Source organism: Rhodoferax ferrireducens (assembly GCF_003347515.1).
Taxonomy (GTDB): Bacteria; Pseudomonadota; Gammaproteobacteria; order Burkholderiales; family Burkholderiaceae_C; genus Rhodoferax.
Map to the genome: position 1 here is coordinate 1 of NZ_QEII01000225.1, position 573 is coordinate 573.

A 573-nucleotide genomic window follows, 5' to 3' on the forward strand; every position below is an offset into this window, starting at 1 on the left:
ACGAGTGCCGGAATGCTTACCCGACCACCGTCCGCTTGCGCGAGCAAATTCAGCAGCGCAAAGTCGTTGAAACTGATGCCATGGTAAATGCCCAACTCGTCGTCAAGCTTGAGTTGCAGGCTGGCGTTGGCACGGTGTAGCGCCAAACAGAAGCCGAGATTCGTGTTCATCGAGGTTCGCTCCTGGGTTCGTCGTAGCCGAGTTCGCCGACACAAGGGATTTCCTGGCGCCACAGGCTAACTAGCATTTCCAATTCCTGTGCGGCATTGAACGCTGGATCTTCGCTGGGTTTGACCATGTCGAGCACCTCGAAGAGAAAGTTGGTTTCGCCATGCTCGACCCAATCCTGCGCAAGCCTCACGTTGCGATGCTGTCCATACCGCAGTTCAAAACGATGTCGGTTGAGTGTGCCCTGAACGTTCGTACTTCCGGCAACCAACGCTCGACCCGTGATCTGGTTACGGATCGCATATACGCCTGCTCGGGTTTTCGTCTCCAGATACTGTCGTTTCAGCGTCTTTTTGTTTGTCATCATCAATCCTTTTTGTTCCAAATGAGTCACGGTGCAAGCGA

Annotated in this window: 1 protein-coding gene; it reads right to left on the reverse strand. The window is 53.8% G+C overall.

Annotated elements, in window-relative coordinates; translation table 11 throughout:
• Positions 1 to 166: 166 nt before the first annotated feature.
• Positions 167 to 573: GIY-YIG nuclease family protein (locus C5P05_RS03355; RefSeq protein WP_332871328.1), on the reverse strand; the 407-nt coding region annotated here is incomplete at its 5' end.